At 70.0% G+C, this 20165-nt stretch carries 18 protein-coding genes and 4 tRNA genes; 8 read left to right on the top strand and 14 right to left on the bottom strand.

The genetic code is table 11. The features are described from left to right. Window positions 1-53: 53 nt before the first annotated feature. The 11 genes from ACZ7OI_RS47630 to ACZ7OI_RS47680 all read right to left on the bottom strand — a co-directional run bounded on the left by ACZ7OI_RS47630 (window position 54) and on the right by ACZ7OI_RS47680 (window position 10977). A complete protein-coding gene (locus ACZ7OI_RS47630) occupies window positions 54-566 on the bottom strand; it encodes an XdhC family protein (RefSeq protein ID WP_470270717.1) in 513 nt (170 codons plus the stop codon). Window positions 567-581: 15 nt separating this feature from the next. Further along, window positions 582-1067: an NUDIX hydrolase gene (locus ACZ7OI_RS47635; RefSeq protein WP_470270718.1), complete on the bottom strand. Its 486-nt coding sequence runs from the start codon at window positions 1065-1067 to the stop codon at window positions 582-584. Then, on the bottom strand, window positions 1064-2206 hold the full coding sequence (locus tag ACZ7OI_RS47640; protein ID WP_470270766.1) for a glycosyltransferase family 4 protein: 1143 nt from the start codon (window positions 2204-2206) through the stop codon (window positions 1064-1066). Before ACZ7OI_RS47640 ends, ACZ7OI_RS47635 begins: the two co-directional genes overlap by 4 nt. Window positions 2207-2223: 17 nt before the next feature. Further along, window positions 2224-3126: a phosphatidylinositol mannoside acyltransferase gene (locus ACZ7OI_RS47645; protein ID WP_470270719.1), complete on the bottom strand. Its 903-nt coding sequence runs from the start codon at window positions 3124-3126 to the stop codon at window positions 2224-2226. Beyond that, complete coding sequence (gene pgsA / locus ACZ7OI_RS47650; protein WP_344277063.1) at window positions 3123-3770, bottom strand: phosphatidylinositol phosphate synthase; 648 nt, start codon at window positions 3768-3770, stop codon at window positions 3123-3125. The genes ACZ7OI_RS47645 and pgsA overlap by 4 nt, the downstream gene beginning before the upstream one ends. 100 nt (window positions 3771-3870) lie before the next feature. After that, window positions 3871-4401 (bottom strand): MarR family winged helix-turn-helix transcriptional regulator, encoded by a 531-nt coding sequence (locus ACZ7OI_RS47655; protein WP_470270720.1) that lies wholly within the window; start codon window positions 4399-4401, stop codon window positions 3871-3873. 50 nt (window positions 4402-4451) lie between these two features. Next, window positions 4452-4994 carry an HIT family protein gene (locus ACZ7OI_RS47660; protein ID WP_470270721.1) on the bottom strand — a complete coding sequence of 181 codons (543 nt, stop codon included), beginning with the start codon at window positions 4992-4994 and terminating at the stop codon, window positions 4452-4454. After that, the gene (thrS, locus tag ACZ7OI_RS47665; RefSeq protein ID WP_470270722.1) at window positions 4991-7018 is read right to left on the bottom strand and encodes a threonine--tRNA ligase; all 2028 of its coding nucleotides are present in this window, start codon (window positions 7016-7018) and stop codon (window positions 4991-4993) included. Before thrS ends, ACZ7OI_RS47660 begins: the two co-directional genes overlap by 4 nt. A 155-nt stretch (window positions 7019-7173) precedes the next feature. After that, window positions 7174-7785 (bottom strand): malonic semialdehyde reductase, encoded by a 612-nt coding sequence (locus tag ACZ7OI_RS47670; RefSeq protein ID WP_470270723.1) that lies wholly within the window; start codon window positions 7783-7785, stop codon window positions 7174-7176. A 156-nt stretch (window positions 7786-7941) separates the two neighbouring features. Then, complete coding sequence (locus ACZ7OI_RS47675; protein WP_470270724.1) at window positions 7942-9492, bottom strand: sugar transferase; 1551 nt, start codon at window positions 9490-9492, stop codon at window positions 7942-7944. Between the two features lie 603 nt (window positions 9493-10095). Further along, window positions 10096-10977 carry a nitroreductase/quinone reductase family protein gene (locus tag ACZ7OI_RS47680; protein ID WP_470270725.1) on the bottom strand — a complete coding sequence of 294 codons (882 nt, stop codon included), beginning with the start codon at window positions 10975-10977 and terminating at the stop codon, window positions 10096-10098. A gap of 383 nt (window positions 10978-11360) precedes the next feature. On the opposite strand from ACZ7OI_RS47680, the gene ACZ7OI_RS47685 reads away from it, so the two are divergent. Continuing rightward, on the top strand, window positions 11361-11900 hold the full coding sequence (locus tag ACZ7OI_RS47685; RefSeq protein ID WP_470270726.1) for an RNA polymerase sigma factor: 540 nt from the start codon (window positions 11361-11363) through the stop codon (window positions 11898-11900). Next, window positions 11897-12157 carry a hypothetical protein gene (locus tag ACZ7OI_RS47690; protein ID WP_470270727.1) on the top strand — a complete coding sequence of 87 codons (261 nt, stop codon included), beginning with the start codon at window positions 11897-11899 and terminating at the stop codon, window positions 12155-12157. The genes ACZ7OI_RS47685 and ACZ7OI_RS47690 overlap by 4 nt, the downstream gene beginning before the upstream one ends. Window positions 12158-12294: 137 nt before the next feature. Here ACZ7OI_RS47690 and ACZ7OI_RS47695 read toward each other — a convergent pair. Beyond that, window positions 12295-12369 (bottom strand) — tRNA-Val (locus ACZ7OI_RS47695). Between the two features lie 391 nt (window positions 12370-12760). Here ACZ7OI_RS47695 and ACZ7OI_RS47700 point away from each other — a divergent pair. The 4 genes from ACZ7OI_RS47700 (at window position 12761) to ACZ7OI_RS47715 (ending at window position 13553) form a co-directional block, all read left to right on the top strand. Beyond that, entirely contained in the window at window positions 12761-13186 is a 426-nt protein-coding gene (locus ACZ7OI_RS47700; RefSeq protein WP_005159130.1) for an SsgA family sporulation/cell division regulator, read from the top strand. A gap of 126 nt (window positions 13187-13312) precedes the next feature. Then, window positions 13313-13385: transfer RNA gene (locus ACZ7OI_RS47705), tRNA-Gly, on the top strand. Window positions 13386-13406: 21 nt separating this feature from the next. Continuing rightward, a tRNA-Cys gene (locus ACZ7OI_RS47710) sits at window positions 13407-13477 on the top strand. A gap of 1 nt (window position 13478) precedes the next feature. Further along, window positions 13479-13553: transfer RNA gene (locus ACZ7OI_RS47715), tRNA-Val, on the top strand. A gap of 63 nt (window positions 13554-13616) precedes the next feature. On the opposite strand, the gene ACZ7OI_RS47720 is transcribed toward ACZ7OI_RS47715, so the two are convergent. Further along, the gene (locus ACZ7OI_RS47720; protein ID WP_470270728.1) at window positions 13617-14753 is read right to left on the bottom strand and encodes a Dyp-type peroxidase; all 1137 of its coding nucleotides are present in this window, start codon (window positions 14751-14753) and stop codon (window positions 13617-13619) included. Between the two features lie 553 nt (window positions 14754-15306). Between ACZ7OI_RS47720 and ACZ7OI_RS47725 the strand changes: the two genes are divergently transcribed. Further along, the gene (locus ACZ7OI_RS47725) at window positions 15307-16623 is read left to right on the top strand and encodes a right-handed parallel beta-helix repeat-containing protein (protein ID WP_470270729.1); all 1317 of its coding nucleotides are present in this window, start codon (window positions 15307-15309) and stop codon (window positions 16621-16623) included. Between the two features lie 139 nt (window positions 16624-16762). Here ACZ7OI_RS47725 and ACZ7OI_RS47730 read toward each other — a convergent pair whose 3' ends face one another. Further along, window positions 16763-17491, bottom strand: coding sequence for a hypothetical protein (locus ACZ7OI_RS47730; protein ID WP_470270730.1), 729 nt, complete (start codon window positions 17489-17491; stop codon window positions 16763-16765). A 209-nt stretch (window positions 17492-17700) separates the two neighbouring features. Between ACZ7OI_RS47730 and ACZ7OI_RS47735 the strand changes: the two genes are divergently transcribed. Then, window positions 17701-20142: an SdrD B-like domain-containing protein gene (locus tag ACZ7OI_RS47735; protein ID WP_470270731.1), complete on the top strand. Its 2442-nt coding sequence runs from the start codon at window positions 17701-17703 to the stop codon at window positions 20140-20142. Window positions 20143-20165 lie beyond the last annotated feature (23 nt).

Raw genomic sequence — 20165 nt, forward strand, 5'->3', positions numbered from 1 at the left:
CTGCGGGAATCAGAGTCCCTCAGGGTTCCCCTCACGGACAGTCCCGGGAACGGTCAGAACTCGAACCCTCCCGGCCGCCCGTTCCGGTCCGCCACCAACCCGGCCAGCGTCGCGATCGCGATCTCCGCCGGAGTTCGAGACCCGATGTTCAGCCCGACCGGCCGGTGCACCCGCGCGATGTCCGGTTCCGCCACGCCCAGCCCGCGCAAAGCTTCCACGTGCGGCCCCGGATGCCGCGGGTTGCCCAGCACGCCCACCCACCGCGTCGGCACCGCCAGCGCGGCCTGCAGGACTGTCCCGAGTTCCGGCCGGTGGTGGTCGGTCACCACGACATCCGCGTCCGGCCCCGGAGAAGGTGCGGTCGTGCGGACCTCTACGCCCTCGGGAGCATCGCTGGCCCGCGCCTCATCAGGCTCGAACAGCACGGCGCGGTAACCCAAATCGGCCGCATAGCGCAGCAGGTACTGGGCCACCGGCGAGGCGAACACGGCCACCAGCGTCCGTTCGGCGGGAGCCTCTTCGGCCTCGCCGTGTGCGACGGCGCAGGCATCGGGTTCGGTCGTCATGCGCCTCAGTCTGCCTCAGAGGTCCGGTTCGGCGAATTCGAAGTACTCCGGCAACGGCGCGGTCCCGGCCAGCTTGAAATACCGCACCTTCCGGCGACGCCGCAGCGCCAGCGTGTCCCGCACCGCGTCGTTGTGCACGCGGCGCGCGATGACGACCCGGTGCTCGGCGTCGGTCAGCTCCTCGGCGAGCACCAACGGCAGCCGGGACCGGTCGATTCGCGCCAGGACCAGCGTCAGTTCGTTCTCCGCTGCCTCACGGTCGGGCCGCGGGGCATCTTCCGCCCGCGCCGCCGCGGCGTGCAGGTCGGCACCGTCGTGCAGTACCGCGGCGACCGCGCGCGCTACCACGGCCCGGCGCGCGAGAGCAGCTTCCAAGGCAGCCCAGCCCGCGTCGGTCCGGACGTGCAGGCGGTCGAGGCGGTTCGCGGTCGCGACCAGGAACAGCCCGCCGAGCACCACGATCGCGGCCGCCGACACGAGCAGCCACACCAGCACCGTCACGCGAGCTCCCGCTCCCCCGCCGCGACCAGCCGGGGGTCCGCCGCGATGGCCGTCTCGTACACCCGCAGCACCTGGGTGACCACGACCGCCCAGTCGTACGCCGTCACCCGCTCGCCCGCCGCGGCCGCGAGCGACGCCCGGCGCGCCGGATCGCCCAGCAGTTCGCGCAGGCCGTCAGCCAGGGAGGCCGGGTCGCCGGTGGTGGTGAGCAGCCCGGCGCGGCCGTCGTCGAGCACGCGGCGGAACGAGTCGAGACCGCTGGCCAGCACCGGGGTGCCCGCGGCCATCGCCTCGGTGAGGATCATCCCGAAGCTTTCGCCGCCGGTGTTGGGCGCGCAGTAGACGTCCACGCTGCGCAGCGCCCGGGCCTTCGTCTCGTCGTCGACCTGGCCCAGCAGCTCGATGTGCGGCCACAGCTGCGGCCCGGCCATCCGCCGCAGCTGGTCCGGTTCGCCGCGGCCGACCACGAGCAGCCGCAGGTCCTCGAATTCCGGCAGCAGCCGCCGCGCGGCCTCCAGCAGCACGTCCATGCCCTTGCGCGGTTCGGTGAACCGCCCGACGAACCCGATCGTGCCGCCCGCACGCGGGTAGCCTTCCAGTGGCAGCGCCCGCGAAAAGAACGCGACGTCGACGCCGTTCGGGATCTCGACCGCGTCGCCGCCCGCGTGCTCCACCTGCACCCGCCGGGCCAGCGCGGACACCGCGATCCGCGCGGTGATCTTCTCCAGCAGCGGACGCAGCACCGGCTGGAACGCCGCCAGCGTCCGCGAGCGGGTCGTCGCGGTGTGGAAGGTGGCCACGATCGGCCCGTCCGCGACCTTCAGCGCCAGCAGCGACAGGCTCGGCGCGGCTGGTTCGTGCAGGTGCAGCACGTCGAAGCCGTTGTCCCGGATCCACCGTCGCACCCGGGCGTAGGAAACCGGCCCGAACTGCAGCCGCGCGACCGAGCCGTTGTACGGAATCCCCAGTGCTTTGCCCGCCGGGTGCACGAAATCCGGCAGCTGCGCGTCCTCGTCCGCCGGGGCCAGCACCGACACCCGGTGCCCGCGGTCGAGCAGCGCCCGCGCCAGGTCGATCACGTGGCCCTGGACCCCGCCGGGAACGTCGAACGAGTACGGGCACACGATCCCGATCTTCAACCCGCGCGCCACCCGGGTCAGCTCGCTTCTTCCAGCGTCGTCGCCGCGGCGTCGGCGGGCCAGAACGGCTGCAGCATGTGCCAGTCGGCCGGATGCGCGGCGATGTCGCCGGCGAACACGTCGGCCAGCGCCTGCGTCGCGGCGGGCACCTCGGCCCGCTGGGTGACGCGGATGCGTGGGTGGATCCGGATCTCCCAGCCGTCCTCGGTGAACCAGCAGCCGGTCGGAAGCAGCGCGGCGCCGGTGGTGGCGGCGAGCCGCGCCGGGCCGGGCGGCAGGTGCGTCTGCTCGCCGAAGAACCGCACCGGGATCCCGGACGACGTCAGGTCCCGGTCCCCCAGCAGGACCACCACCTTGTTCTCGCGCAGCCGCCGCAGCAGCAGCCGCATCGCCGCGCTGTCGCCGGTCAGCGGCACGATCTCGAAGCCGAGCGATTCCCGGAACGACACGAACCGGCGGTACAGCGATTCGGGCTTGAGCCGCTCCGCGACGGTGGTGAAGGTGCCCGCGTAGCTGGCGAGCCAGACTCCCGCGATGTCCCAGTTCCCGCTGTGCGGCAGCGTCATCACCGCGCCGTTGCCCTCGGCGAGCGCGGCGTCGATATTCTCCGCGCCGGTCACCGTCACCTGCTTCGCGACCGCCGCGTGGTCCATCGCCGGCAGTCGGAACGTCTCGAACCAGTACCGCGCGTACGACCGCATCGCGCGCCGGACCAGCTCGTCCAGCTCCGCTTCCCCGGCCTGCGGCACGACGCGGGCAAGGTTGGCGCGCAGCTGCCGCACGCCACCGCCGCCGCGCCGGGCGGCCATGTCGGCGCCGAAGGCGAACGTCGCCGACCCGAACGACCGCGGCAGCCGCCGGACGAGCCGCCAGCCCGTCGCGTAGCCGAACTCGCCGAGCCGCTGGGACAGTGTGCTCACGGTTGCGCCCCGCCCGCCGAGGAGTCGGCCTGTTTCGCCGCGACCGCCCGCGCCGCGCTCGCCACCGCCGCCGCCCGCTGCAGCAGCGTGATCACCGACAGCACGGCGAGCAGCCACAGCGTGATCTCCACGGTGTAGGGCACGCCCAGGCCGTGCAGCCCGGTGCCGACCAGGGCGATGATGAGCCGCTCCGCGCGTTCGACCAGCCCGCCGTCGGCTTCGAGGCCGGACGCTTCGGCGCGGGCCTTCACGTAGGAAATGACCTGGGCCAGCACGAGACAGATCAGCGCGGCGGCCGCGGCCCGGTTGTTGTGGTCCTGCACGAAGCACCACCACGCGATCGCGGCGAACAGCGCACCGTCGACCAGCCGGTCGCAGGTCGCGTCGAGCACCGCGCCGAAGGGCGTCCCGTACCCGCGGGCGCGGGCCATCGCGCCGTCGAGCAGGTCGAGCATCGCGAAGCCCCACACGGTGAACGTGCCCCACAGCAGCATGCCCTGCGGGAAGAAGACCAGCGCGCACGCGACAGCTCCCGCGGTGCCGAGCACGGTCATCGCGTTCGGGGTCAGTCCGGCGCGGACCAGGGTGGCGCCGATCGGGTCCGTCACGCGGGAGACCGAGGCACGGGCGAAAATGTTGAGCATCTTCCTCGTCTGTGCACCTGATTCGGGGGCGGGTGGGCGACGAAAGCCTATCGACCCCGCTCTCCGGACCGGACGTGCCCGCCCGCGACCCGCCGGAACGTCAGCCGGATTTCGGCAGTTCGACGACCGGCGCGCCGAATTCCGCAGCCTCTTCCGCCTCCCGGACGGCCTGGCATTTGGGCCGCAGCCCGGCCAGGATCGCCTCGGAAATCTCGCCGAGCTGGCGCACCTGCTCGGCGCTCAGCTGATCGAACAGCGTCTCCCGGACCGCCTCGACGTGCCCGGGAGCAGCCTCTTCCAGTGCGGCGAACCCGGAGTCGGTGAGCACCGCCCACGACCCGCGCTTGTCCGTGGGGCACGACTCGCGCTGGACCCAGCCCTTGGCCTCCAGCCGCGCCACCGCGTGCGACAGCCTGCTGCGCGACGAACCGCGCACCGACGCGAGCTCGCTCATCCGCAACCGCCGTCCGTCCGCTTCGGACAGCGCGACCAGGACCTCGTAGTACGTGTGCGGCATGCCCGACTCGTGCTGCAGCTGTCCCTCGAGGTGTGCGTGCAGCAGCGAACTGGCCTGGGCGTAGGCGCGCCAGACCCGCTGCTCTTCGTCGGTCAGCCAGCGTGGTTCGGACATATCGTCATCATACGCTGGTTGAGCACTCAATTACTGCTGCGCGACGGGCCTCACCACGCGCCCGCCAGCAGGTCGCGCGTTTCGCCGAGCAGCTGCGGCAGCACCTTCGTGTGCCCGATCACCGGCATGAAGTTCGCGTCGCCGCCCCAGCGCGGCACCAGGTGCTGGTGCAGGTGCGCGGCGATGCCCGCCCCGGCGATCACGCCCTGGTTCATCCCGATGTTGAACCCGTGCGCCGCCGAGACCGCCCGGATCACGCCCATCGCGTGCTGCGTGAACTCCGCCAGCTCGCGCGTCTCCTCAGGCGTGAGGTCGGGGTAGTCCGCGACGTGCCGGTACGGGACCACCATCAGGTGCCCCGGGTTGTACGGGTACAGGTTCAGCACCGCGAACACGGTTTCGCCGCGGGCGACGATCAGCGCGCGCTTGTCGTCGCCGAGGCCGGGCAGGCGGCAGAACGGGCAGCCGTCGGACTCGTCGCCCTCGGGCTTGTCCTGGCCGCGGATGTAGGCCATCCGGTGCGGGGTCCACAGCCGCTGCAGCGCGTCCGGGACCCCGACCCCGTCCTGTTCGACGAGTTCCGGCTCGGTCACTTCAGGATCTTCTCCACGGCCTCGGCCGACGGCGACGCGTTCTCCCGCCGCGCGACCCATTCGGCGATCGCCTCGACCGCCTGCTCCACCGGGACGCCGTTGATCTGGCCGCCGTCGCGGAACCGGAACGACACCGCGCCCGCCTCCGCGTCCTTCGCGCCGGCCAGCAGCAGGAACGGCACCTTCTGCGTGGTGTGCGTGCGGATCTTCTTCTGCATCCGGTCGTCGCTCGCGTCGACCTCGACGCGGATCCCCTTGGCGCGCAACGCCTTCTCCACGCCGCGCAGGTACTCGACCTGGTCGGCGGTGATCGGGATGGCGACCGTCTGCACCGGCGACAGCCACGCCGGGAACGCGCCCGCGTAGTGCTCGGTCAGCACGCCGAAGAACCGCTCGATCGACCCGAACAGCGCGCGGTGGATCATGATCGGCCGCTGGCGGCTGCCGTCGGAGGCGGTGTATTCCAGGCCGAAGCGCTTGTTCTGGTTGAAGTCCAGCTGGATGGTCGACATCTGCCAGGTGCGGCCGATGGCGTCCTTCGCCTGCACCGAGATCTTCGGGCCGTAGAAGGCCGCGCCGCCCGGGTCCGGCACCAATTCGAGGCCGGAGTCGACGGCGGCCTGGCGCAGCGTCTCGGTGGCCTCCTCCCACTCCCAGTCCTCGCCGATGAACTTCTCCGAGTCCCCGCGGGTGGACAGTTCGAGGTAGAAGTCGGACAGGCCGTAGTCGGCGAGCAGGTCCAGCACGAACTTGAGCAGCGACCGCAGCTCGGACGGCATCTGCTCCTTGGTGCAGTAGATGTGCGAGTCGTCCATCGTCAGGCCGCGCACGCGGGTGAGACCGTGCACGACGCCGGACTTCTCGTAGCGGTAGACGGTGCCGAACTCGAACAGCCGCAGCGGCAGTTCGCGGTAGGACCGTCCGCGCGAGCGGAAGATCAGGTTGTGCATCGGGCAGTTCATGGCCTTGAGGTAGTAGTCCTCTTCGTCGAACTGCACCGGCGGGAACATGGTGTCCGCGTAGTACGGCAGGTGCCCGGAGGTGTGGAACAGGTCGCCCTTGGAGATGTGCGGCGTGTTCACGAACTCGTAGCCGGCCTCCTCGTGGCGGCGGCGCGAGTAGTTCTCCAGCTCGCGGCGGATGATGCCGCCCTTGGGGTGGAACACCGGCAGCCCGGAGCCGATCTCCTCGGGGAAGGAGAACAGGTCGAGCTCCGCGCCGAGCTTGCGGTGGTCGCGGCGCTCCGCCTCGGCGAGGCGCTCGAGGTGGGCGTCCTGCGCCTCGGCCGATTCCCACGCGGTGCCGTAGATCCGTTGCAGCTGCGGGTTTTTCTCGTTGCCGCGCCAGTACGCGGCGGCCACCCGGGTGAGCTTGAAGGCCGGGATGAACTTGGTGGTGGGCACGTGCGGGCCGCGGCAGAGGTCGCTCCACACGCGTTCCTTGGTGCGCGGGTCGAGGTTGTCGTAGATGGTCAGCTCGCCGCCGCCCACCTCCATCACCTCGGTGGTGTCCACATCGGACTTGAGGTCCACCAGTTCGAGCTTGAAGGGCTCGTTCGCCAGCTCTTCCTTCGCCTCGTCGGTGGAGGCGAAGACGCGGCGCGAGAACTGCTGCGCGCCCTTGACGATCTGCTTCATCCGCTTCTCGAGCTTCTGCAGATCCTCGGGCGTGAACGGCTTTTCGACGGCGAAGTCGTAGTAGAAGCCGTCGCGCACCGGCGGGCCGATGCCGAGCTTGGCGTCCGGGAATTCCTGCTGCACGGCCTGGGCGAGCACGTGCGCGGCGGAGTGCCGGATCACGCTGCGGCCGTCCTCGGTGTTCGCCGCGACCGCTTCGACCAAGGCCTCCGCTTCCGGGGTCCACGCGAGGTCGCGCAGTTTCCCGTCGGCGTCGCGGACGACGACGATCGTGTCCGGGCCCTTGGTGGGCAGCCCGGCTTCGCGCACCGCGGCGCCCGCCGTAGTGCCCGCCGGCACCACCACGCGCGGGGCGGGTACGGCGGCTACTGACGACGGTTGGGACACGATCGGGCTCCTTCGGGAGAAGTGACTGAAACGGCTTCCGCTGATGCTAGTCGGCGGCGACGAACCCGATTCGACCGCCGTCAGCCAACACTGCCCGCGGACGCCGAAAGGCCGCCCCGGGCGTGCGGGGCGGCCTCACGGCGGCGAAACGAGGGTCAGAGCGTGTCGACGACCTGGTCGAAGTCGAGCCGCGGCAGGCGGTCGTACCACGGGTTCTCGCCCGGCTTGCCGACGTTCACCACGACGAGCGAACGCCAGTTGTTGCCGGAGAAGAACTCCTTGTCCACGCCCGCGGCGTCGAAGCCGGTCATCGGGCCCGCGGCCAGTCCGGCGGCGCGCACGCCGATGATGAAGTAGCCGACCTGCAGCAGCGAGTTCAGCTTGGAGAACTCGACGCGCCCGGACTCCTCGGCGAACATGTCCTTCACGCCGGGGTTGTGAGGGAAGGTCTGCGGGATGTTCTCGTGGAAGTCCACGTCCGCGGCCAGGATCACGGTCAGCGGAGCGGCTTCGGTCTTGGCGCGGTTGCCCTCGGACATGTGCGGCAGCAGGCGCTGCTTCGCCTCGTCGCTGCGGATCACCAGCGCGCGCAGCGGCTGGGTGTTCATCGAGGTCGGGGCCCACTTGACGAGGTCGTAGATCGCGCGGACCTGCTCGTCGGTCACCGGCTCGGAGCTGAAGCTGTTGGCCGTGCGCGCCTCGCGGAACAGCAGGTCCTGCACCTCGGCGGGCACCTGCAGCTGCTGGGACTCTGCGAAAGTAGTCATCGGTCCGTCGTTCCTTCCCGTGCTGTCGCCTACGCACGGCACCAACATGGTTGAACGCTTGACTATTTCTCGTCCGGCGCGGTTGTGACTCAGCGCACGGGCGGCGGCCGCCGTCCCTCTCGGACCGGCGGCCGCCGTCAGCGGGTTTTTCCCAGGTCAGTAGGCGCCCTGCCCGGCGAGCACGGCGCGGAAGGTCTTCCAGAGGATCACCAGATCGAGAGCCAGCGACCAGTCCTCGACGTAGCGGAGGTCGAGGCGGATGCTCTCCTCCCACGACAGATCGCTGCGCCCGCTCACCTGCCACAGCCCGGTCAGCCCCGGTTTCACCAGCAGCCTGCGGCGCGCGGCCGGGGCATACGTCGCGGTCTCCTCCGGCAACGGCGGCCGCGGCCCGACCAGCGACATCCGCCCGGCGACGACGTTGAACAGCTGCGGCAATTCGTCGAGCGAATACCGGCGCAGCAGCCCGCCGACCTTCGTGACCCGCGGGTCCTTCTTCATCTTGAACAGCGGCCCCGCGCCTTCGTTCGCCTTTTCGAGGCCGTGCCGGATCAGGTGCGCGTTCACGACCATGGTGCGGAATTTGAGCATCGTGAAGGCTTCGCCGTCCTTGCCGATGCGCCGCTGCCGGTAGATCACCGACCCCCGGTCGCCCGCCTTCACCGCGACCGCGATCGCCAGCAGCAGCGGCGAAAACAGCGCGAGCAGCAACGCCGCGCCGCAGCGGTCGACGACTTCCTTGACCAGCCGGCGTCCGCCGGTGAACGCGGGCGCGGTGACCCGCAGCAGCGGCATGCCCAGCACTCCGCTGACGTTCAGCCGCGGTCCGGCGACCTCCATCAGCATCGGCGCGACGACCATTTCCGACGACGTGCCTTCGAGATCCCACGCCAGCCGCTGCAGCCGCTCCGGATTCCAGTACTGGTCGGCGGTGATGGCCACGACCCGGTACCCGCCCCGGCGCACGTGCCGCGAAAGCTCCTCGAGCCGTCCGACGACCGGCACGCCGTCGATCTCGCCGTGCCCGGTGGACGTGCAGACCGCCTCGACCCGCCATCCGACGTGCGCTTCGGTCCGCGTCCGCTTGATCAGGTCGGCGACGGTTTCCGCGCTGCCCGCCGCCATCACCGGCAGCAGGCACAGCCCGCGCCGCCGTCTGCGGTGCAGAATCTGCCTGAGCACATATCGCTGCGGAAACAGTACTAATGCCACGGCCGGAACTACGAAAAACACCCAGGGCTGCACTTCGAGGGCGCCGAACAACAATCCGCCGAAAGCGACCAGGACCGCGGCGGTAATCAGCGCCCGGCCCAGCGTCCGGTACTCCTCGGGGCCCTCCCCCAGCACCCGCGCGCTCCACGCCCGGCTGACCGGAAGGGCGCAGAGGATCGCGAACGCCGTGCCGAACGCGTGCATGTCGTGCGGAGCGAGCCGGTCGATGACGAAGGCGCTGATCGCGATGACCGCGCAGGCCGCGATGAGATCCGCCGCGATCACGGTCCTGCGGTAGCGCTTTTCCCACTCCGCGGCGTGGGCTTTCGGCGGATCCCCCTCCGCCGGGCAGACACCAGCCGGGTCGAGCCGGTCGTCGGCGGCGCGGCCGGGCGGCGGGGCCGCCACGTCGACCGGCGGCGCGGGGACCGCCCTGAGGTCGACCCGCGGCAGCGCCATGCCGTCCGCGGGCCAGGGCCGCACCGGTTCTTCCATCAGTCCTCCCGCGCTACGCAAGCTCCCCGGATCTGATCGCCACCGGCACGCTGGGCCAGGACCGACGATCACAATCAGTGATCATCAGGCGGTCCGGGACACTGTCGCCGAAGGTGTGACACTCGCCAAGGTATCGGGTGGTCAGCGAGCGGTGTTACAGAGATTTTCCAGCCACAGCCTGCGAGTCTTCCCCGTCAAGAAGCACCGGGAAGATAACGGGAATGTCACGATGGGTCACACTGGCTCGGCAACCGAAACTACCGGCAGTAGTCAAGTTTCCCACTAACTACACCGAACGGCCCAGCAGGCCCGCAGCCGATTCAGCTCCCCCGCACGGGTCACCGGCCGCGGACGAGCCCGCCCCAACCGCCGTTCGGGCACAAACTCTCCGCCGACCCGCCGATTTCCTTTGCCCGCAGCGCAATCCGCTCCGAAATGCGCGGGGCGTCCTGTCTTCGACCATTTGGGTGGTCTGAACCATTCGCCGCCGGGCCTTCCGCCGGGCCGGGACCCCCGCCGCACATTTCTCCCGGACTAGCCCGGACTCCGCCTTCCCGGCCGGGCCGGGTCCACACTGGACACTCGAAAAGCGCAGGTCTTCGCTCAGGTCGTCGGCGGCGCCGCGGCCGTCGCGTTGAGCGCGGTCACCACGGCCCGCTCCTCGAAGTCGAAGTGCGCCTCCAGCTCACCGGCGAGCCGCTCCAGCTCGGTCCGCAGCCTCCCCGGGTCGGATTCGCCCGGGACGAAGCCGTCGACCAGTTCCCGGATCGAGTCCTGCAGTCGCGCCACCACGTGATGCTGCTCGGCGAGCTGCGCGATGGCCGGGGCGAGCGCCGGGAACTGCTCCGCCAGAGAGGGGAACACCACCGAGTCCTCACCGACGTGATGGCGGCGCAGCGCGGTACAGAAGCTGAGGCAGTGCGTGCGCATCTCCTGCGCCAAATCCGGTTTCGGCCGGACGATCGCAGTCGCGGCGCCGTCGACCAAGCTGTCCGCCTGCTCGCGCAGCGTCCGCAACTCGCTCCGAAACCATTGGTGCACTTCGACGAGCCAATCCCCCATGCCTTTGACGCGCTCGTCGATTCGATGCAATACGACCACCGGAATCTCGCGGGACGTCTTCGCCTGATAATCGCCGTAGCCCGGAGCTTCCGAGACCACTCGCGCGAAAAGCTTCTCGTACGCTGTTCCCCGCGGAATGGCCGCCATCGCCTGATACGTGTCGCTGCCGGTCTCGACGGTCACCCTCGGATTCCGCCGAATGTTGTGGTACCAGGCGGGATTCCGGTCTCCCCCGTTCGCCGACGCGACCACCACGCCGTTGCCGTCGATCCGCAGGTAGCCGAGGAGCACCTCCCGGCTCAGCCCGGTCTTCGCGCCGGTCGTCGTCAGCACGGCCAGCGACCAGCCCTCGAACATGCCGCTCAGCGCACCTCGGTTCGCGCGGAACTCAGCAATCAGCCGGCGGTGAAAATCGTTGCTCACACAATTCCTTTCGGTTGTTTCCGGAAAGGAGGCATCGAGCACAGGACAGGACGCGAAAAGACCCCGCAGGCACAGGCATGGCGCAGCGATCCGGCTGACGGATCCGTGGAACTGCGAGAGACGGAGAGCCCGATCTCTGTGCTGGCTGGTTAGCCGCTACCTCCATGCATAGGCCCATACGGGGCGCACGGCTAAGTTAGCACAGCCGCGGATCTTCGCGCGGCTGAATCCTTTCGCCGGGCCGGTCGCTCTTATGGACGTGCGGCCACGAGGCCGACGCGTCGAAGGAGGTTCGATGACCGTAGTCATTGTCGCGGTGGCGGTCGTGGCGGTTCTGGTGTGCAGCTGCGTGGTGTTCCTGCGAGCGCGCGGGAGGTCGAAGCGTGGCTGAGTCCTGGCCCGCCGACCAGCTCGTGCTGGCCGCGCAGCGCGGCGACGAGGCGTCGATCGCCGTCCTGGCGTCCGGCGCGTACCCGCACGTCCGGAGGTTCGCGTTCTCGTTGTGCGCGAGCAGCCAGGACGCCGAGGACGCGGCGCAGGAGGCGATGATCGTCCTGTTCCGCAAGATCGGAACGCTGCGGGCGACGGCCGCGCTCGCGTCGTGGATGTTCCGCATCGTGCGCAACGAATGCCTGCGCCGGGCGCGCGCCCTGGTGCGGCGCGACGAGCCGATCCCCGACACCGCGGGCCCGTCCGCCGAGGACGACGTGCTGAGCAGGCTGGAGGTCGAACGCCTGTCCGCCGCCATCGCATCGCTGCCCGACGATCAGCGCGGCGTGCTGATCATGCGCGACATCCAGGGTCTGCCGGGCAAGGCCGTCGCCCAGTCGCTGGGGTTGAGCACCGCGGCGATGAAGTCGCGGCTGCACCGCGCCCGCGCCGCTGTCCGGGCGTTCCTGGATCTCCCGGAGGAAGGCCGATGAGCACGTCGTTCGCCAGCAAGTCCCTGTCGGTCCATCTCGCGCGCGGGATCGTCGGATTCGGCCTGATCGCCGCGTCGATCGCACTGGCCCCGGTCGTCGGGTGGGCCAGCCTGGTGGCGCTGCCGGCGGGCGTGCTGGCACTGCGCGGATGCCCGACGTGCTGGGCGATCGGGCTGGTGCAGACCCTGTCGCGCGGGCGTCTGGAGCGGAGGTGCGAGGACGGGGTGTGCCGGTTGGAGCCCGCCGGGGGACGCTGACCCGAGGGGCGCCTGAGGATTCCTCGGCGAGGAGGACGTCGCCGCGCTCGAAGGCGCGGGAAGCACCGCCCGGTCGCGCACCCCTTCAACGCCGAAGGCCTGCCGACAAGGATCGTCGGCAGGCCTTCGGATGGAGCTGGTGGGCGATACTGGGATCGAACCAGTGACCTCTTCGGTGTGAACGAAGCGCTCTCCCGCTGAGCTAATCGCCCGCTCGCGGTGCGGTTCCAGCCTACCCCACGACTTTCGGGGGCCTGCAAACGGGTGGTTTGATCCGACTACAGCGCGTCTGCCAGCGAATACCGTCCGAACAATCCCGAGCTAACCAAGGCCTTGCCCGGGCGGGGGCGCGTGCGGCCGTCCGCGACATCCGTGCGACGGTGCTATCGCACAGCGGCCGAACCGCGCAAGATGTACTGGTGGCTCCCCACCGGGCGCCCGCTGAAGGCTGCGCGGCACGGACGGCGACGGACCGGACGGACCTCGGGGCAGACGGTCTCGAACGGGTGATCTCGAGCGCACTCGCGACGGATCCGGGCTCCTGGTGCGTCTCACCGTTGTCCTCGGTCGTCCGGGCCGGGAAGGGAGACGAAGGGTAGGACGATGCGCAACGATCACGTGACGCTCCGCTCGACGGCGGTCTTCGACCTGCTGGCGCCGCGGACCCCGGCGGTTCCGGTGAAGGTGGAGCTGCGCTACGACACCCGCGACCCCTATGCCGTCGTCGCCGCCTTCCGCACCGGGCGGGCCGGCTGGGTCGAATGGGTCTACGCGCGCGACCTGCTCGCCGACGGCCTGCTCGCCGACGCCGGCGACGGGGACGTCCGCATCCGGCCCTCGGTGGAGGACCCGGAGTCGGTCCTGATCGAGCTGAACTCGCCGTCCGGGCACGCCATGTTCGAGGCGTCCGCGCAGGAGCTGGCCGATTTCCTGGACCGCACGTACGACGTCGTGCTGCCGGGCAACGAGCACCTGTGGGTCGACGTCGACGACGCGCTCACCCACCTGATCCCGAACGATCTGGCCTGATCACCGCCCCGCGAGCGGGCCAACAACCCCCCGGTGCCGCGGCGGTCGCCGGGGTCGGATATGGTTCTTTCACACCACGGCGACGGGGTTCGGGCTTCCGGCCCGCGACCTCAGAGCCACGGTAGTGCGGACGTAGCGCAGCTGGTAGCGCATCACCTTGCCAAGGTGAGGGTCGCGGGTTCGAATCCCGTCGTCCGCTCGGAGGGCTCAAGCCCCATGCGGTGGAGTGGCCGAGAGGCGAGGCAACGGCCTGCAAAGCCGTGTACACGGGTTCGAATCCCGTCTCCACCTCGCGCGATTAGCTCAGCGGGAGAGCGCTTCCCTGACACGGAAGAGGTCACTGGTTCAATCCCAGTATCGCGCACCAGCGTTGCCCGGAAGCCCTGCTTCTCTTCGGAGAGGCAGGGCTTCCGTCGTTTCGGGCACCCGCTCACGACGGGAACAGGGCCGAACCCAGCGGACGGCGCTCGTCGAAGCCCGGGAGGATCAGGAAGGTCCCGCTCGCGGTGGTGGTCGTGAACGGCAGCAGCGCGTCCGCGGCCTCCATGCTCGCCAGGGTGGCGGTGAACGTGTGCAGGTCGTTCTGGAAGCTCATGAAGAGGAGCCCGGGCACCGGCGTGTCCATGCTGTAGCTGCGGCGCAGCATGAGCCCGGCCCCGACGACGTTCGCGTGGGCGCGGCGGATGTGGGCGTCGGCGGGGACGAGGTAGCGGCCGTCCGGGGTTTTCGCGCCCAGGTCCGGGCCGTCGGCGATGGAGCCGCCGGACAGCGGGATCCCGGTGTCCCTCCGGCGGCCGAAGACTGCTTCCTGCGCGGCGACCGGCAATGCGGCGAATCGCGCGACGTCCAGCGCCATCCGCCGGACGACGGCGATCGTGCCGCCCGCGACTGGCGGCGGGCCGGCGAGCCACAGGTCGCGCTGCTGCTCGGCGGGAGTGTGCGGGCCGATGATGCCGTCGACGAAGCCCAGGACGTTCCGGGGCGCGGTCAGCCCCTCCGAGACCGGGAGGTGCGGCCCCCGTCCGGCGGACTGCCGCCAGCGTTCGCGTATTCCGGGTTGAGCCAGCAGCGCGGCCGCGGCGACGGGCGGGACGAGCGGGTCGCTCGCGCAGAGTTGAAGCAGCAGATCGCCGCCTCGGTCGGACGGAGCGATCGCTTCGCGGGCGGACGGCGGGAGGTCTTTCGCGCCGGGCAGTTGCGGGTCGCGGGTCTGGACCAGTTTCGGACCGACGCCGACTGTCACGGTCAGGTCGCCTGGGGGCAAACCCAGCAGGCGGCCGTCCGTTCCAGCGGTCAAAGCCAGGGTGCGGCGGCCTAATTCGGCGAGAAGCGGGCCTGGCGCAACGGAAACGTCTGCGGTGACGACCAGCAGATGCGATTGCGGTTGTTGCGGCGTGGTGATTCCGGCTTGGTGGGCGCCGGTGGGAGGGACCGGGCTGGGCTGGGTCCCGGCGGAGTCGGGCGCGGAGTCTGGCGCGGAGGCCGCGTGACAGCCGGCGGCGAGCCCAGCGGTCACCGCGGCCCCGAGAAAAGCGCGGCGGGAAGGGCGGCGCTCAGCGGAATTCACGACGGGCAGCGTGACAGATTCCGGTGCGCCAGGCGAATTCGGCTCGGCGGAACGGCTGTTTTGGCCGGGTGATGGGGTGTGAAGTCGCTCCGGCAACCGGGTCCGACGAAGCGGCCCGATGAATTCACCACGCACAGCCCGACCACCATGGCTCCCACGAATCCGGCGGAGCACGACCCGCAACGACAGCCCCGCTGATCCGGCTCGCCCATCGCGGCTCCCACGAATCAAGCGAAGCCCCGTCGAGCTCACAACCCGCACGACAGCACCGCCGATCCAGCTCGCCCCTCACGGCTCCCACGAATCAGGCGAAGCGCCGTCGAGCTCACGACCCGCACGACAGCACCGCCGATCCAGCTTGCCCTCACTGCACCGAGGCGCAAAGGCAACAGCACCCCCATGCGAATCCGGCAGGACAGCGCCGGAGGAAGCCACTCCCCCGCAGCCGGGCCGACTGCAGCGCCCAGGCCACTCAGCACCAACCAAGCGCACGACCGCCACACCGGTCAACAATCACCCCAACGGAATCCGGCCTCCGTGCCAGACTGTGCGCATGCGTTTTCCCGCCATGGTGGCGATCCTGGGGCTGTCCGCGGCGGTGGTCAGCGGGTGTGGTTCTTCCTCCGCCGAGGGGCATCGGCCGGACGGGGCGGGGGTGACGATCCGCGTTCCCGCCGACGCGCCCACCATCTCCGCCGCCGTTTCCCTGGCACAGTCCGGGGATCTCGTGCTTGTCGCGCCTGGCGAGTACCACGAAACGGTGAAGATCACGACGCCGAAGGTCACGCTGCGCGGCGAAGTGCGGGAGCAGGTGGTCGTCGACGGGCAGCTGAAGCGGGACAACGGCGTCGTCGTGTCCGCGCCGGGCGTCGCGGTGGAGAATCTGACTGTCCGGAATCATACGCAGAACGGCGTCCTCGTCACGGGTTCGGTCAAGGCCGCCGACGCGCTGCCGGGGCACGGCGGCGGGTATGACACCGGCGACGAGCCGATTCGCTTCCTCAGCTCGTTCCTGGTCTCGCACGTCACCGCCACGCGCAACGGTCTCTACGGAATCTATGCGTTTTCCGCGCAGAACGGGGTGATCGAGCAGTCATACACGTCCGGCGGCGCTGATTCCGGAATCTACGTCGGGCAATGCAAACCGTGCCGGACGGTCGTGCGGGACAATGTCGCGGAACTCAACGCGGTCGGGTACGAGGGTACGAACGCGAGCGGCGAGATGTACGTCGTCGGGAATCGGTTCAGCGGGAACCGGGTCGGGCTCACCACCAACTCCGACCACCAGGAGAAGCTGTTGCCGCAGCAGGATTCGGTGGTCGCCGGGAATCTGGTGGCGGCCAACGGGCAGGCGGCGACGCCGGAGCAGGCCGACGGCGGCTGGGGCATCGGGATCGGCATCGACGGCGGCAGCGGCAACCAGGTGCTGCGGAACCGGATCGCCGGGAACCCGAACGCCGGGCTCGTGCTCACCGCGACCCAGGACGTGCCGCCGAAGGGCAACCAGATCGTCGGCGACGTCTTCGCGGCGAACGGCCTCGACGTCGGCTGGACGTTCCCCGGTGCGACCAAGGGCAGCGGAAACTGTGTCGATTCCGGGGCGCTGCACACGATTCCGGACGGATTGGCCACGAGCGCTGCTTGTCCCGCAGCAGCTGCCTCGCCGTCGGGAGTCTGGAACCGGGTCAAGCCGCCTCCGGGCATCCCGTTCACCGAGGTCGCGGCGCCGCCGCTGCAGCCGCAATTTCCGGGCGCGCGCACGGCTGGTCCCACGGTTGTCCCGGCGGTGCCGGGGTTTCCGGACGTCGCGAAAGTCCAGGCGCCAAGCGCGTTGCTGCTGGCGGACCGGGCCTCGGTGGCTGCCGCCTAGGGGCGCCGATCGCAGTGCCGCGATGCCCTTGCGCTGACAGCTGCAGCGCGGCCGTCCCAGCGGGACCAGCGCTTCCCCGCATCGAGAGAGGCCGCCCCGCTGACAGACCGAGTCTCACCAGCCGCATCCTGAGGAAACGTCAGCGGCCAGACGGCACAGCAGTGAATTCATGCGTATCGAAATCAATGACAACCGGATTCGTTTCCCCCGGAACCGAAGTCCGCACCCGGTACATGACTCCGTCGCCGTCGAGCCAGTACCGGACAGATTCCGCGCTGCCCGGCCGTTCCCGGGAATCCGGGCCCGTGAAGACGTCGACGGCATGGCCGTTCACCTGATCGGCCGATACCCATTCAGCACCGTTCTGCGGCAGCAATTGCGCGTTGTCCGGCCGATCGCTGCCGAGGCCGAGAAGAATGGCCAACGACCGGTCCAACGTGCCCGCTGTCGGATTGATCGGGCGGCCGACCCAGCCGTCGGCGGGCGGGTTCGCCGGGGGCAGGTCGGGGATCGCGGGCAGCGGGCGGAGTTCGACGCGGGTCGCGGTCCACCGGATCAGACCATTGCCGGAGTCGTTGCGCCCCTTTCCTTTCAGCACTCCGTAACCGGCCTTGGCGCGGTAATCGGCCGAACCGGTGATCACGAGTTCGCCCGCCGCTGCCGGGACACTGATCGTCACCGCGCGGCCTTGTTTCTGGTAATTGCGGAATCGTGCGATCGCGAGCCGGCTTGCCTCGTCCGCGGTGACCGCGCGCGGGCCGGAATCGGGGGAACTGGCGGCGACGTACGAGAATATTCCCGCGCCCAGCGCGACTGTCACCGCGGCGGCGACGACAATCCAGCGGCGCGCGATCCGTTTGGCAAGCACAGCGAGTGACCGTAGCAGGGATTTCGATTCACCCGGTCCGTTTACTCCGGCGCCGTACCCGGAAAGGTTGTTTTCTGCTTCACTGTTACAGCTTTGCGGCACGCCGCGCGAATATTCCGCGCAGAGAACGGAGATCCGCAGTCATGACCCGAGGTGGCAGAAGAACCAGCGGCAGATTCAGGCTGGCCAGAGCAGCCGCTGCTGCCCTGATGCTGGGCGGCAGCGCGGTGACGGTCACCGCCGGCACCGCCGGGGCCGCGGAGGACGGCACATTGACCGTCCAAGTGCTCCGGGATTTCTTCGGCACCGGAATCGTCAACGCCACCATGGACACCCCGCAGCCGGGCATGTCGGTGCTGGTCACCGACCCCGCCGGGCATCAGGTGCGCGGACGCACGGACGCGGCGGGCAAGGTCGTGGTGGACCCGGCCGCGCCGCTCGCCGGCGGCCGGTACCGCGTCGACGTTTCGGTTCCGGATCCGTATCGCGCGTATTTGCAGGCCGCGCCCGCGTCCACGGAGAAAAACCACTTCGACAGTTTCACGACGTTCGTGGATCTGCGCGAGGCCAAGGACGTTTCGGTGATCACCGGCGTCTGGAACCCGGCCGACCACACGCCGCCCGACGCCCGTTATTACGTGCCGGTGCAAAGCCCGGCGGTGAACAGCGACGGCAGCAAGCCCGATCCGAACAGCCGCGCGCTCGTCGCCTTCGACCGCGGCCTCCGCGGCACCTGCCCCGCCGACTCGGCCTGCCCGACGGTGCTGAACACTCAGGCGCAAGTCGGCACCACGTGGGGTTTGGCGTACGACAAATACCGCGACCGCATTTTCCAGTCGGCGTTCGCGAAACGCTTCACCACCTACGGGCCCGAAGGCGGCGGCGCGATTTACACGACGCCGCTCGGCGGCGGCGCGCCCACGCTGTTCGCGAAGGTGCCGGCCGCCGAGATCACCGCGCACGGCGCGGTGGACATGCGCAAGGACGAGCATTTCGTGGACGTCCCCGGAAAGGAAAGCCTCGGCGGGATCGCGCTCACCGAGGACGGCAAGACGCTGTACGCGATAAGCCTGGTGACCCGGAATCTGCTCCGTTTCGACGCGACCGGAGCCACCGCGAAGATCGAAAAGCAGACGCCGATCCCCATGCCGGACTGTGCCAGCCCGGACGATTGGCGGCCGTTCGCGGTCGCGGCGCACGACGCGAAACTGTACGTCGGCGGCGTCTGCTCGGCGGAAAGCACGAAGCGGCGCGAGGACCTGAAGGCCGTGGTCTACACCTACGACGGCACGAAATTCACACCGGTGGTCACGCATGGCCTCGACTACCGGCGCGGCTACGTCATCACCGTCCCGGACCCGGACGACAGCATGGACCACTGGAATCCTTGGGACACCTCGTTCGCGTCGTGGGACAAGTTCATCAGAAAGGGCGCGGGGATCAACCCGCAGCCGGAGCTGGCGAGCCTGGCGTTCACCCGCGACGGTTCGATGATCCTCGGCTTCCGCGACCGGTTCATGGACGTCTTCGGCTCCGGCATCGACCCGCGCCCAGGGCACAACGAGGTCTCGACCGGCATGTCCGGCGGCGACATCACCATGGCCTGCGCGGCCCCGGGCGGCGGATACGACTGGGAAGGCACCGGGGCCTGTCCGAACCACGGCAAACCCGAGACGAACGGCCACGAATCGGCAGGCGTCGTCGAGTACTTCCCCGGCGACTTCTACGATCCGAGCCACTCCGGCACCGGTGTGCACCAGGAGGCCGCGCAGGGTTCGGTCGCCTACATCCCGCAGCAGCAGTGGGTGATCAGCACCGAACTGGACCCGGCGCAGCACGTCAGCTCGGACGGCGTCGGCTACTACGACGTCGACAGCGGCGTCGGGCCGGGGCAGGACAATCCGAAGCACGGGTACGCGTTCGTCGGCCCGGCCAACAGCTTCGGCAAGGCGGGCGGGCTCGGCGACATCGCCTACCAGGCGGCGAACGCGCCGATCCAGATCGGCAACCTCGTCTGGTTCGACGGCGACCACAACGGCGTCCAGGACCCGAACCGCACCGACGAGGTCCCGCTCGCGAAGGCGACGGTGAACCTGCTCGACACCGACGGCAAGAAGGTCGCCACCACCCAGACCGACAAGGCGGGCGAGTACTACTTCGGCGGCGTCGGCGCGGAGTACCAGCTGAAGCCGGGCGAGAAGTACACCGTGCAGTTCGACGTCTGCACCGCGGCCACCGACAACGTGCCGGGGACGCCGCCGCCGACCGATCTGCGGTTCACGCTCCCGACCGCCGGACCGGACCGGGCGCACGATTCGAACGTCGTGCCGCCCAAGACCGGACGGCTCTGCAACGGCTACGCGCCGGTGACCGCTCCCGCCCAGGCCGGCGGGGTCGACCACACCATCGACGCCGGCGTCTACCTGCCGGCGCCGCCCGGCCCGCCGACGTCGTCCGCTCCCCCGGCGACGAGCCCGAACCCGGTTCCCCCGGCGGCCCACCCGCCCGCTCCCGGCGCGACGGACACGGATTCGCTGGCCTCGACCGGGATTCCGCTGCTGCCGATGCTGCTGATCCTCGGCGGAGCCCTCGTCGCCGGAGGCACGGCCTTCCTGGTGGCGAGCCGGAGAAGGCGGTTCAGGCGGGAATGATCGCCGCGGTGGCCGAGGTCCGC

Source organism: Amycolatopsis sp. NPDC114503, from assembly GCF_055633655.1.

Coding starts and splice junctions, on each gene's coding strand:
- ACZ7OI_RS47670 (WP_470270723.1), bottom strand. CDS start 7,785: ATGACTACTTTCGCAGAGTCCCAGCAGCTGCAGGTGCCCGCCGAGGTG.
- ACZ7OI_RS47630 (WP_470270717.1), bottom strand. CDS start 566: ATGACGACCGAACCCGATGCCTGCGCCGTCGCACACGGCGAGGCCGAA.
- ACZ7OI_RS47655 (WP_470270720.1), bottom strand. CDS start 4,401: ATGTCCGAACCACGCTGGCTGACCGACGAAGAGCAGCGGGTCTGGCGC.
- ACZ7OI_RS47725 (WP_470270729.1), top strand. CDS start 15,307: ATGCGTTTTCCCGCCATGGTGGCGATCCTGGGGCTGTCCGCGGCGGTG.
- ACZ7OI_RS47700 (WP_005159130.1), top strand. CDS start 12,761: ATGCGCAACGATCACGTGACGCTCCGCTCGACGGCGGTCTTCGACCTG.
- ACZ7OI_RS47675 (WP_470270724.1), bottom strand. CDS start 9,492: ATGGAAGAACCGGTGCGGCCCTGGCCCGCGGACGGCATGGCGCTGCCG.
- ACZ7OI_RS47690 (WP_470270727.1), top strand. CDS start 11,897: ATGAGCACGTCGTTCGCCAGCAAGTCCCTGTCGGTCCATCTCGCGCGC.
- pgsA (WP_344277063.1), bottom strand. CDS start 3,770: ATGCTCAACATTTTCGCCCGTGCCTCGGTCTCCCGCGTGACGGACCCG.
- ACZ7OI_RS47735 (WP_470270731.1), top strand. CDS start 17,701: ATGCTGGGCGGCAGCGCGGTGACGGTCACCGCCGGCACCGCCGGGGCC.